This is a genomic window from Micromonospora rhizosphaerae, assembly GCF_900091465.1.
In the GTDB taxonomy this organism is placed as follows: domain Bacteria; phylum Actinomycetota; class Actinomycetes; order Mycobacteriales; family Micromonosporaceae; genus Micromonospora; species Micromonospora rhizosphaerae.
Genome location: NZ_FMHV01000002.1, coordinates 6,536,883 through 6,548,758, shown reverse-complemented (window position 1 = coordinate 6,548,758; position 11,876 = coordinate 6,536,883). Strand labels below are relative to the sequence as shown.

10 protein-coding genes are annotated in these 11,876 nt (G+C 72.8%); all 10 read left to right on the top strand.

The window, feature by feature from the left end; genetic code table 11:
• Positions 1–3: 3 nt before the first annotated feature.
• The 10 genes from GA0070624_RS30755 to GA0070624_RS30710 all read left to right on the top strand — a co-directional run bounded on the left by GA0070624_RS30755 (position 4) and on the right by GA0070624_RS30710 (position 11,867).
• Positions 4–813 (top strand): ABC transporter permease, encoded by an 810-nt coding sequence (locus tag GA0070624_RS30755; RefSeq protein WP_091346730.1) that lies wholly within the window; start codon positions 4–6, stop codon positions 811–813.
• Between the two features lie 65 nt (positions 814–878).
• Positions 879–1,952, top strand: coding sequence for a YihY/virulence factor BrkB family protein (locus GA0070624_RS30750; protein ID WP_091346728.1), 1,074 nt, complete (start codon positions 879–881; stop codon positions 1,950–1,952).
• A gap of 347 nt (positions 1,953–2,299) precedes the next feature.
• Positions 2,300–3,478 (top strand): ROK family protein, encoded by a 1,179-nt coding sequence (locus GA0070624_RS30745; protein WP_091350197.1) that lies wholly within the window; start codon positions 2,300–2,302, stop codon positions 3,476–3,478.
• Positions 3,475–5,088, top strand: a complete 1,614-nt coding sequence (locus GA0070624_RS30740) for a sugar ABC transporter ATP-binding protein (protein ID WP_245719071.1) — start codon at positions 3,475–3,477, stop codon at positions 5,086–5,088. The genes GA0070624_RS30745 and GA0070624_RS30740 overlap by 4 nt, the downstream gene beginning before the upstream one ends.
• Complete coding sequence (locus GA0070624_RS30735; RefSeq protein WP_091346727.1) at positions 5,085–6,206, top strand: ABC transporter permease; 1,122 nt, start codon at positions 5,085–5,087, stop codon at positions 6,204–6,206. Before GA0070624_RS30740 ends, GA0070624_RS30735 begins: the two co-directional genes overlap by 4 nt.
• 90 nt (positions 6,207–6,296) lie before the next feature.
• Positions 6,297–7,349 carry a substrate-binding domain-containing protein gene (locus tag GA0070624_RS30730; protein ID WP_091346725.1) on the top strand — a complete coding sequence of 351 codons (1,053 nt, stop codon included), beginning with the start codon at positions 6,297–6,299 and terminating at the stop codon, positions 7,347–7,349.
• Between the two features lie 53 nt (positions 7,350–7,402).
• The gene (locus GA0070624_RS30725; RefSeq protein WP_176732070.1) at positions 7,403–8,578 is read left to right on the top strand and encodes a Gfo/Idh/MocA family protein; all 1,176 of its coding nucleotides are present in this window, start codon (positions 7,403–7,405) and stop codon (positions 8,576–8,578) included.
• A gap of 250 nt (positions 8,579–8,828) precedes the next feature.
• The gene (locus GA0070624_RS30720; protein WP_091346721.1) at positions 8,829–9,989 is read left to right on the top strand and encodes an inositol-3-phosphate synthase; all 1,161 of its coding nucleotides are present in this window, start codon (positions 8,829–8,831) and stop codon (positions 9,987–9,989) included.
• The gene (locus GA0070624_RS30715; protein ID WP_091346719.1) at positions 9,973–10,815 is read left to right on the top strand and encodes an SCO3242 family prenyltransferase; all 843 of its coding nucleotides are present in this window, start codon (positions 9,973–9,975) and stop codon (positions 10,813–10,815) included. The genes GA0070624_RS30720 and GA0070624_RS30715 overlap by 17 nt, the downstream gene beginning before the upstream one ends.
• Positions 10,812–11,867 (top strand): sugar phosphate isomerase/epimerase family protein, encoded by a 1,056-nt coding sequence (locus tag GA0070624_RS30710; RefSeq protein WP_091346717.1) that lies wholly within the window; start codon positions 10,812–10,814, stop codon positions 11,865–11,867. Before GA0070624_RS30715 ends, GA0070624_RS30710 begins: the two co-directional genes overlap by 4 nt.
• The last annotated feature ends 9 nt before the right edge of the window (positions 11,868–11,876 follow it).

The window sequence follows — 11,876 nt, the reverse complement described above, 5'->3', positions numbered from 1 at the left end:
CTCGTGGTCGGTCTCGTCCTGCCCCGGCTGGTCAGCTTCGAGGGGGCGCCCCGCCGGTCCGCCTCGGTCGCGGAGCGCAACCTCGCGGCGCTGAAGAGCGCGTACTGGCTGGTGCTCATCTCCGGCTTCCTGGAGCCGGTGCTCTACCTGTTCTCGATCGGCATCGGGGTGGGCGCCCTGGTCGGCGACCTCACCCTCCCGGGCGGCCAGGTCGTCTCGTACGCCGCGTTCGTCGCCCCGGCGATGCTGGCCTCGTCGGCGATGACCGGCGCGCTGGCGGAGACCACCTTCAACTTCTTCGGGAAGATGAAGTACATGAAGCTGTACGACGGGGTCATCGCGACCCCGGTACAGCCGTTCGAGATCGCCCTCGGCGAGCTGGGCTGGGCGATGATCCGGGGCACCGTCTACTCGGCGGCCTTCCTCGTGGTCATGGTCTCGATGGATCTGACCAGCGTCGGCCGGGCGGTCACGGCTTTCCCGGCCGCGGTGCTGGTGGGTTTCGCCTTCGGCGCGCTCGGCATGGCGCTCTCCACCTGCATGCGCAGCTGGCAGGACTTCGACCTGATGGGCTCGGCCCAGTTCACCCTCTTCCTCTTCTCCGGCACGTTCGTCCCGGCTCAGGCCTATCCGGCCCTGCTGCGCTGGGTGGTCGAGGTGACCCCGCTGTACCGGTCGGTGCACCTGATCCGGGGCATCTCGGTCGGCGCGTCCGGCTGGTCCTGGCTGCTGGACGTGGCGTACCTGCTGGCGCTGACCGCCGTCGGGCTGTTCGTGGCGTCCCGCCGGATGGGGCGGCTGCTCTACAAGTAGGTGGTTACCCGCCCGCTCCCGCGGGGCATGCCGGGGAGGACATTGCCGACGATGAGGGAGGGGCGATGGCCTCCGACGAGTCTTCCGCCCGCAGCGGGCGCGATCGCGACGATCCCGGCAGCGCGACCGCGGCCCGAGGCGGCGTGGACCCCCCCGCCGACCGCTCCGGGCCGGTCGGCCCGGACGACGGGCCGGAGAGCCCGAGGGAGTTGCCGGGCGCCGGGTGGAAGGCGGCGCTGAAGCGGACGGTCAAGGAGTTCCAGGAGGACAACCTGACCGACTGGGCCGCCGCGCTCACCTACTACGGGGTGCTCTCGATCTTCCCGGGCATGCTGCTGCTCATCTCCGTGCTCGGCCTGCTCGGCAAGGGTGCCACCAAGGGCGTCACGGACACCCTCAACCAGGCGGCGCCGCAGGAGAACATCCGCGAGATCATCAACATCGCGATCAAGCAGGCGGGCAGCTCCGGCGGCCTGGCGAGCATCGCTGCGATCGTCGGCTTGCTCGGCGCATTCTGGTCGGCCTCCGGCTACATCGCCGCCTTCATGCGCGCCTCCAACGTCATCTACGACGTGCCGGAGGGCCGGCCGATCTGGAAGACCCTGCCGATCCGGCTCGGGGTGACCGCCCTGATCGGCGTGCTGCTGCTGGCTTCCTCGGTCATCGTGGTGTTCACCGGCCGGCTGGCCACGGAGGTCGGCAGCGCGATCGGGCTCGGCTCGACGGCCGTGACGGTGTGGAACATCGTCAAGTGGCCGGTGCTGCTGATCCTGGTGAGCCTGATGTTCGCGATCCTCTACTGGGCCTCGCCAAATGCTCGCCACGGTGGCTTTCGCTGGGTCAGCCCGGGCGGCGTGCTCGCCGTGGTGATCTGGCTGATCGTCTCCGGCCTCTTCGCCCTCTACGTCAGCAACTTCGGCTCGTACAACAAGACCTACGGTGCGGTGGCCGGCGTGATCATCTTCCTGGTCTGGCTCTGGCTGAGCAACGTCGCCATCCTGCTCGGCGCGGAGTTCGACGCCGAGTTGGAGCGCAGCCGGGCCATCGAGGCCGGGCACCCCGCCGAGGAGGAGCCGTATCTCGAGCTGCGCGACGACCGGAAGCTCAGGAAGAAGCGCAACTCCCGCACGCGTCGCTGACCGGCGCGACATCGTCCAGCCCCGCCGCGCCTCCCGTGGCGGGGCGGGCCGTGCGGCGCCCGGGGATGGCCGGGTGTCCCGCCGGTCGGCCAAGGTCCACACGATGTGCCGCATGGTGCGGTATCCGCCGGCCCAGACACCCCGGCACGCCGCATCCGGAGGCGATCCCGGGGCGGCGCCTCCGGCGGTTTTTGATGATCGACTAGCTGCTTTTGCTCAGATGGACAAAAGTTTGGGCCAGATCGGCCGAAGCTATGGACACGTGACCCGGAAGCCTCCTACTGTGTCGGACACGACACATCGGCGTTGCGTCGATGTGAACGACTCCGATGCGGAGGTGGGTGCCGGTGCGGACCGTGGATCCCCTGCACGTACGGCTGTTGCGGTTGCTCCGCGACGAGGGGGCCGTCTCCCGGGCCGAGCTCGGTGACCGGCTGGAGATGCCTCGCCCCCGCCTCCTCGCCGAGCTGGAACGACTGGTCGGCCTCGGCTACGTCGCCGAGGCGGGACTGGCCGCGTCCCGGGGCGGGCGACGCTCCACGTTGGTCGAGCTGAGCCCGCGCCTGCGCTTCGCCGCGGTCGACCTGGGCGCCAGCTCGATCGACGTCGAGGTGGTCAACGGCCGGCTCGAACCGGTCGCCGCCTACACCGAGCCAGCGGACATCCGCTCCGGCCCGAAGGTGACCCTCCAGCGGGTCAGCGAACTGCTGCACAAGGCCAAGGTGGACGGCGCGTATGAGCGCCTGGACGCCATCGGCATCGGAGTGCCGGGGCCGGTGAGCTTCCGCGACGGCGTCCCGGTGTCACCGCCGATCATGCCCGGCTGGGACCGGTTCCCGGTGCGGGAGCTGCTCACCCGCGAGCACGGCTGCCCGGCGGTGGTCGACAACGACGTCAACATCATGGCGATCGGCGAGCGGCACGGTGGGGTCGCCCACTCGGTGGACGACTTCCTCTTCATCAAGATCGGCACCGGCATCGGGTGCGGGATCTACCTCAGCGGCGAGGTCTACCGGGGCACCGACGGATGCGCCGGGGACATCGGCCACATCCAGGTCGACGCGAACGGTCCGATGTGCTCCTGCGGCAACCTCGGCTGCCTGGAGGCCCTGTTCAGCGGGGCCGCGCTGGCCAAGGACGCGACCGCCGCGGCGCGCGCCGGAACCTCTCCTGCCCTCGCCGAGCGGCTCGCCGCCCGGGGCGCGGTGACCGCGCTGGACGTGGCGCAGGGGGCTGCCGAGGGGGACGTCACCTGCATCCAGCTCATCCGCGACGGCGGCCGGCGGGTCGGCAGCGTGCTGGCCGGGCTGGTGAGCTTCACCAACCCGTCGATGATCGTGATCGGCGGCGGGCTCGCCCAGCTCGGGCACATCCTGCTCGCCGAGATCCGCAGCGTGGTCTACCGCCGGTCGCTGCCGCTGGCCACCGGCAACCTGCCGGTCGTCCTCTCCGAGCTCGGCCCGCGGGCCGGGGTCGCCGGGGCCGCCGTGCTCGCCAGCGACCTGGCCTTCGGGGAGGCGGCATGAACGCCCACGACGACGACGTGTCGACGAGCGACCCGGAGGAGGCCGTCGTGACGAAGGCGCCGCTGGTCGAGGCCCCGGCCGACACCGTCGCGGGCGAGGTCGTCCTGCGCCTCACCGACGTGGTCAAGACCTTCCCCGGGGTACGGGCGCTGGACGGGGTGCAGCTGGAGGTGCGCGCAGGCGAGGTGCACTGCCTGCTCGGGCAGAACGGAGCCGGCAAGTCCACCCTGATCAAGGTGCTCTCCGGGGTGCACCGGCCGGACTCGGGGGAGGTGCAGTGGCGCGGCGAGCCGGCCACCTTCGCCAACCCGCAGGCCGCCATGCGGGCCGGGATCGCCACCATCTACCAGGAGCTCGACCTGGTGGAGGATCTCTCGGTCGCGGAGAACGCCTTCCTCGGCCACGAGCCGCGCCGGTTCGGCTTCGTCCGGCGCGGTCACATGGCCCGACGGACCCGGCAGATCCTGAGCCGGCTCGGTCACCCGGAGATCCCGCCGGGGCGGATGGTGCGGGCGCTGCCCGCCGCCGGCAAGCAGGTCGTCAGCATGGCCCGGGCGCTCTCCCACGAGGCCCGACTGATCATCATGGACGAGCCGAGCGCCGTGCTGGCCCACGACGAGGTGGACAACCTCTTCCGGATCATCCGGGAACTGACCGCGCAGGGCATCGCGGTCATCTACATCTCCCACCGCTTGGAGGAGATCCGCGAGATCGGCGACCGGGTCACCGTACTCAAGGACGGCCGGACCACCGCGGCGAACCTGCCGGCGCGTGACACCCCGACCCGCGATCTGGTCTCCCGGATGACCGGCCGGACCATCGAGTACGTCTTCCCGGACCGCCCCGCAGAGGACCCCGCCGGCACCGAGCTGCTCACGGTCGACGGGCTGACCCGGGCCGGCGAGTTCGCCGACGTCTCGCTCACCGTGCGCGCCGGCGAGATCGTCGGCATCGCCGGGCTGGTCGGCTCGGGCCGGTCGGAGCTGCTGGAGACCATCTACGGCGCCCGCCGCCCGGACGCCGGCACGGTCCGGATGGGCGGCCGCGCGCTGCGGCCGGGCAGCGTCGGCGCGGCGGTGAAGGCGGGCATGGGGATGGCCCCGGAGGAGCGCAAGAGCCAGGCGCTGCTGCTCGGCGAGCCGATCTACCGCAACGTCACGCTGGCCACCTTCGGCCGGTACGCCCGCCTGGGCTTCACCGACGCCGGGCGGGAGCGGGCCGAGGCGGACCGGATCGCCGACTCCCTGGAGCTGCGCCCCCGCGACGTACGCCGACCGGTGCGCACCCTCTCCGGCGGCAACCAGCAGAAGGTGGTGGTCGGGCGCTGGCTGCTCGGCGACACCCGGCTGCTGCTGCTCGACGAGCCGACCCGGGGCGTGGACGTGGGCGCCCGGGCCGAGCTCTACCAGGTGATCCGGTCATTGGCTGCGCAGGGCGTCGGGGTGCTGCTGGTCTCCAGCGAGGTGCCCGAGGTGCTGGGCCTGGCCGACCGGGTGCTGGTGATGCGGGAGGGGCGGGTCGTCCGCACGGCTCCCGCCGACGAACTCGACGAGAACACCGTGCTCGACCTCGTCATGGCGGGGTCCCTGATGGAAGGCGCACCGGCATGAGCGATGTGACTCCCACGCCCGCCGTGGCAGAGCGCGGGGCGAAGCTACCCGCGCAGTCGCCGCCGGTGGACCCGGCCGAGACGGCGGCGGCGAGCGAGAAGGCGGCCACGGGCCGGCTCTCCTGGTGGCGCGGCGACAGCGGTGAGGGCGTTCGGCGGAACCTCGGCCTGATCGGGGTGCTGGTGGCGCTGATCGTCATCGGCATCCTCACCCGGCCCGACCTCTACGGCGACTCCAACTGGGTGTGGGGAAACATCCTCACCATCCTCAAGCTGGCCTCGGTGGTCGGCGTGGTCACCGTCGGGATGACCTTCGTGATCATCGGCGGCGGCATCGACCTGTCGGTCGGGGCGATCGTGGCGCTGGCCGGGGTCTGGTGCACCACGGTGGCCACCCAGAGCTACGGCGCCGGCGGGATGATCTTCAGCGCGTTCACCGTCGGGCTCGCGGTCGGCCTGGTCAACGGCCTGCTCATCTCGTACGGCCGGCTGGTGCCGTTCATCGCCACGCTGGCCATGCTGGTCGCCGCCCGGGGCCTGGCCGCGGAGATCTCCGACAAGCAGACCCAGGTGTCGGACAACCGCACCATCAACGGCATCGCCAGCACGAACCTGCTCGGCATCCCGCTGCTCGTCTACATCCTGGCCGCGGTGGTCGCCGCCGGTTGGGTGCTGCTCAACCGGACCACCTTCGGCCGGCGCACGGTCGCGGTCGGCGGCAACCCGGAGGCGGCCCGGCTGGCCGGGATCAACGTCAAGCGGCACACCGTGCTGCTCTACGCGCTCTCCGGCCTCTGCTGCGGCATCGCCGCCATCATGCTCACCGCCCAGGCCACCTCGGCCCAGGCGGCGATGGCAAACCTCTACGAGCTGGACGCGATCGCCGCCGCGATCATCGGTGGCACGCTGCTCAGCGGCGGGCGGGGCACCATCATCGGTTCCCTGCTCGGGGTGGTCATCTTCTCCACCATCACCAACCTCTTCGCCATCAACGGCCTCTCCACCGAGGCCCAGAACATGGTCAAGGGCGGCATCATCGTTGCCGCCGTCCTCGTCCAGCAGGTGCAGTTCGGCAGTCTCACCCAGTTCCTCAGCCGCAACCGGCCCACCACCACCTGACCCACCGTTACATCGGCGGCCACCGCGACAGCGACGGTGGCCGGGCCCAGCACACCCTTTTCACCCCACCACCTCAATCAGGAGGTCGTCATGACCCAGCACAGTCGCGACCTGTCGCGCCGCCGGCTGCTGTTCGGCGGGGCCGCGCTCTCCGCCGGCGTGGTGCTCGCCGGCTGCACCAGCAACGAGGAGGCGCCGACCGCCGCGCAGACCAAGGCGGCCGCGACCGGCGGCAACAGCGAGCCTGGCAAGAAGGTGACCATCGGCTTCTCCGCGCCGGCCGCCGACCACGGCTGGATCGCCGCCATCACCAACAACGCCAAGGCCCAGGCTGCCGCGTACTCCGACGTGGAGCTCAAGTCCGTGGAGGCCGGCGCGGACGCGGCGGCCCAGCGGGCGGCGCTGTCCACGCTGATCTCCCAGAAGCCGGACGTGATCGTGCTGCTGCCGCACGACGGCAAGGAACTCAACGCGTTCGGCCTGGAGGCGATGAAGGCCGGCATCCCGGTGGTCAACCTGGACCGGGCGTTCCCCGACGCCAAGGCGTACCGGCTGCAGATCAAGGGCGACAACTACGGCATGGGCGTCGCCGCCGCGACCTACATCGTCGAGGAGCTCAAGAAGAAGGGGGTCAGCAACCCGATCATCGGCGAGATCCCCGGCATCGACTCGCTGGAGCTGACCCAGGAACGCTCCAAGGGCTTCGCCGACACCCTCGCCTCGTACGGCTTCAAGGTGGCCAACCGGCGGCCGGCCGAGTTCACCGCCGACTCCGGCCAGCAGGCCGCCACCGGTCTCTTCCAGGCCCTGCCCAAGATGGACGCGCTCTGGAACCACGACGACGACCAGGGCATCGGCGTGCTGGCGGCGATCAACCAGGCCAACCGCAAGGAGTTCCTCATGGTCGGCGGCGCCGGCTCGAAGAAGGCGATCGAGGACATCCAGGCCGACAACACCGTGCTGAAGGCCACCGTCACCTACAGCCCGTCGATGGCCTCCTCGGCGATCTCCCTGGCTCGCCTGATCGGCCAGGGCAAGGGCATGTCCGACCTGGTGGAACTCCAGGTGCCCAAGGAGATCGTGCTCGCCTCCGAGACGATCACCAAGGAGAACGCGAGCGACTACCTGAAGCTCGGGTTCTGACACACGGGGGGAGACCCACCTTGTCCACTATCGACAGAGACCTGCGGGTCGGCATGGTCGGCTACGCGTTCATGGGCGCCGCGCACTCCCAGGCGTGGCGCACCGTGAACCGGGTGTACGACCTGCCGGCGCGGGTCCGGATGTCGCTCATCTGCGGCCGGGACGAGTCGAAGGTGGCCGACGCCGCCGACCGGCTCGGCTGGGAGGCGTACACCACGGACTGGCGGCGGCTGGTCGAATCCGACGAGGTCGACGTGGTCGACATCTGCACGCCGGGGGACAGCCACTGCGAGATCGCGATCGCCGCGCTGGCCGCCGGCAAGCACGTGCTGTGCGAGAAGCCGCTGGCCAACACCGTCGACGAGGCTCGGCAGATGGTGGCCGCCGCGGCCCGGGCCCGGGCCGACGGGGTGCGCGCGATGTGCGGGTTCAACTACCGCCGGGTGCCCGCGGTCACCATGATGCGGCAGCTGGTCGCCGACGGACGGCTCGGCGTGATCCGGCACGTCCGGGCGGCGTACCTGCAGGACTGGATCGTGGACCCGCAGTTCCCGCTGGTCTGGCGGTTGCAGAAGGACAGGGCGGGCTCCGGCGCGCTGGGCGACATCGGTGCGCACATCATCGACCTCACCCAGTACGTCACCGGGCAGCTGATCACCGGGGTCAGCGCGGTCACCGAGACGTTCGTCAAGGAACGGCCGCTGCCGGCCGGGTCGAGCGGCCTGGCCGCGCAGGCCGACGGGCACGGCCGGGCCACCGGACCGGTCACGGTGGACGACGCGGCCGTCTTCGTCGCCCGGCTCGACGGCGGGGCGCTGGCCACGTACGAGGCGAGCCGGTTCGCCACCGGGCGCAAGAACGCGCTCCGGGTGGAGATCAACGGGTCGCTCGGCACCGTGGTGTTCGACCTGGAACGCCTCAACGAGCTGGAGTTCTACGACGCCACCCGGCCCGCCGCCGAGCAGGGCTTCACCCGGATCCTGGTGACCGAGGGCGAGCACCCGTACATGTCGGCCTGGTGGCCACCCGGCCACATCATCGGCTACGAGCACTCCTTCACCCACCAGATGCGGGACTTCGTCGAGGCGGTCGCCACCGGCACCGACCCGGCGCCCTCCTTCGCCGACGCGCTGCAGGTCCAGCTCGTGCTGGACGCGGTGGCCCGCTCGGCGGAGCTGGGCTCCTGCTGGACGGAGGTCGAACTGGCACTGGCCGACGTGGCCGCCTGACCCATCGCGGCGCCGGCCGACCCGCCGGCGCCGCCCGACGAGCTTTCCGGATCCGACCGGCGAGGGACCCGCCGCGGTTGCGCCCCGCGGCGGGGACGAGGGTTGGCCCCGGAGGGCGTGCCACCGGAGAATATCTCTGGTGCCGCACGAGCAGCACGGCCGTCCGGTGTGGCCGGACCGGGATTCCCCGGCCGCACCGGCGGACGCGTACCACCGATGCGGGGACACAGGTCCCACGGGAAGGAGCATCATGCGTACGGGTGTCTGGCTGATGGGGGCGCGCGGCTCGGTCGCCACCACCAGCATCGTCGGGGCGCTCGCCCTGCGGGCCGGGCTCACCGCCCCGACCGGCTGCGTCACCGAGCTGCCCGAGCTGCGCGGGCCGGCCCTGCCCGCCTTCACCGACCTCTTTCTCGGCGGCCATGACGTGGTGGCCTCTCCGCTGACCAAGCGCGCCGAGGCGCTCGCCGCCGCCGGGGTCCTGCCCGGCCGGCTGGTCGCCGCGCTCCCCGAGGAGTTGGCCGCGGTCGAGGACGCGCTGCGCCCGGCGCCGACCGCGGGCAGCCAGGCCGACCGGGCCGCCGCCGTGGTGCGCGACCTGACCGACTTCCGCGACCGGCACCGGTTGGACCGGGTGGTGGTGGTGAACGTCTCCGCCACCGAGCCGGTCGCCACCCCGCACCCGGCACACCAGGACCTCGCCGCGCTGCGCGTCGCGCTGACCGGTCCCGAGGAGGTGCTGCCGCCCAGCTCGCTGTACGCGTACGCGGCCTTCACCGCCGGCTGCCCGTACGTGGACTTCACCCCGTCCACCGGGGCCCGGCTGCCGGCGCTGGCGGAACTGGCCGCCGAGCGCGGTCTGCCGTACGCCGGGCACGACGGCAAGACCGGCGAGACGCTGGTCAAGTCGGTGCTCGCGCCGATGTTCGCGATGCGGCACCTGGCCGTCCGCTCCTGGTCCGGGCTGAACCTGCTCGGCGGCGGGGACGGCGCGAACCTGGCGGACCCGGCGGCCAACGCGGCCAAGGTGGCCAGCAAGCAGCGGGTGCTGGGCGAGACGCTCGGCTACGTCCCGCAGGGCGACACCCGGATCGATCACGTCGAGGAGCTGGGCGACTTCAAGACCGCCTGGGATCTGATCACCTTCACTGGCTTCCTGGGCACCGGGATGCGGATGGAGTTCACCTGGCACGGCTGCGACTCGGCGCTGGCCGCCCCGCTGGTGCTGGACCTCGCCCGGCTCGTCGCCGCGGCGCACGCCGCCGGCCGCCGCGGCCCCCTGGCGGAGCTGGCCTTCTTCTTCAAGGACCCGCTCGACGCGCCCACCCACTCGCTCGCCGAGCAGTGGTCCCTGCTGCGGGACTTCGTCGCCGGGCTGCACCGGGGAGGCGCGGATGAGCAGCCTGGCTGATCTCGCCGAGCTGGTCCGGGCGCCCGCCGCGCTCTCCGTACCCGGGGACGTGCTGGCCGGCGCGGCGGCGGCCGGCACGCTGGACCGCCGGACGCCGGCGCTGGCCGGGGCCTCGGTGCTGCTCTACTGGGCCGGCATGGCGGCCAACGACTGGGCCGACCGAAGGCTGGACGCGGTCGAGCGGCCGGACCGGCCGATCCCGTCCGGCCGGGTCAGCCCGCCGGCCGCGTTCGGGCTGGCGGCCGGGCTGACCGTTGCCGGGGTGGCCCTCGCCCGCGCCGCCGGGGGCCGGCGGGCGACGGCCGTCGCGGTGCCGCTCGCCACCGCCGTCTGGGGGTACGACCTGGCGGCCAAGAGCACCCCGGCCGGACCGGCCGTGATGGCCGCCTGCCGGGGGCTGGACGTGCTGCTCGGCGCCTCCGGCGGTCGGGTGGCCCGGGCGCTGCCGGCGGCGCTGACGGTGGCCGCGCACACCTGGACGGTCACCGCGCTCTCCCGTCGGGAGGTGACCGGCGCCGACCGACGGCTGCCCCGGGCCACCCTCGCCGGCACGGCCGTCGTGGCGGCCACCGCGCTGGGCCGGGCCGACCCGGTCCCGGTGGCGCTCGCCGCCGGCTACGCCACCCGGTACGCCCGCGCGCAGGCCAAGGTGCTGGCCGACCCGTCGCCCGGTCGGGTCCGCGCCGCGGTCGCCGCCGGCATCACCGGCCTGCCCGCCCTGCAGGGCGCCCTGACCGCCCGCGCCGGCGCTCGACTGCTCGGCATCGCGGTCGCGGCGGCCGCTCCGCTGGGCCGTGGCCTCGCCCGTCTGGTCTCCCCGACATGACCGCACCGGCGTCGGGCCCGGCCGGGGGGCTGGCCAAGGCTCCGCCCCGCCCGACCGAACTCCGCTTCGGCTACGGCACGAACGGCTTCGCCAACCATCGGCTGTTCGACGCGCTGGCGGTCATCGCCGACCTCGGCTACCAGGGGGTGGCGCTGACCCTGGATCACGACCACCTGGACCCGTTCGCCCCCGGGCTGGCCCGCCGGGTGGCCGCCGTGCACCGCCGGCTGGCCGCGCTCGGCCTGTCCGTGGTGGTCGAGACCGGCGCCCGCTACCTGCTCGACCCCTGGCACAAGCACGCCCCGACGCTGCTGCACGACGATCCGGCCCCACGGGTCGAGTTCCTCCGGCGGGCCGTCTCGATCGGAGCGGATCTGGATGCCGAGGCGGTCTCGTTCTGGGCCGGGGTACGACCGCCGCACGTGCCGGAGGCCGTCGCCCGGGACCGGCTGGTGGCCGGCTGCGCCGAGGTGTGCGCGGCGGCCGACGCCGCCGGCGTACCGCTCGGGTTCGAGCCCGAGCCGGGGATGCTGGTCGAGGAGATCGCCGGCTGGTGGCGGCTGCGGGACGCGCTCGGCGGGCCGCCCCGCTTCGGCCTCACCCTCGACATCGGACACTGCCGCTGTCTGGAGCCGCTGCCCGTGCCGGAGTGCGTGGCGGCGGTCGCCGACCACCTGGTCAACGTCCAGATCGACGACATGCGCCGGGGCGTGCACGAGCACCTGGAGTTCGGGGAGGGCGAGATCGACTTCCCGCCCGTGCTGCGCGCGCTCGCCGAGGCCGGCTACCGCGGCCTGGTCGCCGTGGAACTGCCCCGGCATTCGCACGCCGCGCCGACCGTGGCCGCCCGCTCGATCGAGTTCCTGCGCTCCGCCGCCCGGGCCGCCGATGTCGCGGCGGGCCGGGTCGGTCCGGCCGCCCCGTCCGGCCCGGCCGGGGAAGAGGTAACCGACTCGGCCCCTTTGCTCTGCTGCAGCGGAGGCAACACCCGGCGTCCGATGTCCGGACAACCGCTGTTGCGTGGGGTGCAGCAGAGCAAAGGCGGCGGCTGAGCATCTTCC

Excerpts from the sequence above, each read along its gene's own strand:
- GA0070624_RS30710 (WP_091346717.1), top strand. The coding sequence starts at position 10,812 with ATGACCGCACCGGCGTCGGGCCCGGCCGGGGGGCTGGCCAAGGCTCCG.
- GA0070624_RS30740 (WP_245719071.1), top strand. The coding sequence starts at position 3,475 with ATGAACGCCCACGACGACGACGTGTCGACGAGCGACCCGGAGGAGGCC.
- GA0070624_RS30715 (WP_091346719.1), top strand. The coding sequence starts at position 9,973 with ATGAGCAGCCTGGCTGATCTCGCCGAGCTGGTCCGGGCGCCCGCCGCG.
- GA0070624_RS30725 (WP_176732070.1), top strand. The coding sequence starts at position 7,403 with ATGGTCGGCTACGCGTTCATGGGCGCCGCGCACTCCCAGGCGTGGCGC.
- GA0070624_RS30720 (WP_091346721.1), top strand. The coding sequence starts at position 8,829 with ATGCGTACGGGTGTCTGGCTGATGGGGGCGCGCGGCTCGGTCGCCACC.
- GA0070624_RS30735 (WP_091346727.1), top strand. The coding sequence starts at position 5,085 with ATGAGCGATGTGACTCCCACGCCCGCCGTGGCAGAGCGCGGGGCGAAG.
- GA0070624_RS30750 (WP_091346728.1), top strand. The coding sequence starts at position 879 with ATGGCCTCCGACGAGTCTTCCGCCCGCAGCGGGCGCGATCGCGACGAT.
- GA0070624_RS30730 (WP_091346725.1), top strand. The coding sequence starts at position 6,297 with ATGACCCAGCACAGTCGCGACCTGTCGCGCCGCCGGCTGCTGTTCGGC.